Here is a 560-nt window from a genome sequence, read left to right as displayed (position 1 = left end):
CGTCTACCAATTTCGCCACTTCCGCATACTTACCGACATGATATTAAATCAAGCGTTAAGCTAAATGATGGCAGGTCTACCTGGATTCGAACCAGGGAATGACGGGATCAAAACCCGTTGCCTTACCGCTTGGCGATAGACCTGCAGTTGCTCTTTTCAGAGACTTTAATAATGGTGCGGAAGGAGAGACTTGAACTCTCACACCTTGCGGCGCCAGAACCTAAATCTGGTGCGTCTACCAATTTCGCCACTTCCGCATTCAAATTGTTTCATCTTCAAAAAGAAGATGGTGGCTACGACGGGATTCGAACCTGTGACCCCATCATTATGAGTGATGTGCTCTAACCAACTGAGCTACGTAGCCATTTTGGGTTGCCGACTATACTACTAATCATCAACCTTGTAAAGTGGCAGGTCTACCTGGATTCGAACCAGGGGATGACGGGATCAAAACCCGTTGCCTTACCGCTTGGCGATAGACCTGCAGTTGCTCTTTTCAGAGACTTTAATAATGGTGCGGAAGGAGAGACTTGAACTCTCACACCTTGCGGCGCCAGAAC

4 tRNA genes are annotated in these 560 nt (G+C 47.9%); all 4 read right to left on the bottom strand.

Annotated features, from left to right (window positions below):
* Positions 1-68: 68 nt before the first annotated feature.
* The 4 genes from ABT56_RS23005 to ABT56_RS22990 all read right to left on the bottom strand — a co-directional run bounded on the left by ABT56_RS23005 (position 69) and on the right by ABT56_RS22990 (position 483).
* Positions 69-143 (bottom strand) — tRNA-Gln (locus tag ABT56_RS23005).
* A gap of 29 nt (positions 144-172) precedes the next feature.
* Positions 173-257, bottom strand: a tRNA-Leu gene (locus tag ABT56_RS23000).
* A 30-nt stretch (positions 258-287) separates the two neighbouring features.
* Positions 288-364, bottom strand: a tRNA-Met gene (locus tag ABT56_RS22995).
* Positions 365-408: 44 nt separating this feature from the next.
* Positions 409-483, bottom strand: a tRNA-Gln gene (locus ABT56_RS22990).
* Positions 484-560 lie beyond the last annotated feature (77 nt).

Origin of the sequence: Photobacterium aquae, assembly GCF_001029445.1 — a bacterium.
Lineage (GTDB): Bacteria > Pseudomonadota > Gammaproteobacteria > Enterobacterales > Vibrionaceae > Photobacterium > Photobacterium aquae.
The sequence above is the reverse complement of the archived record's forward strand: the minus strand, read 5'-3'. Positions and strand labels throughout refer to the sequence as shown.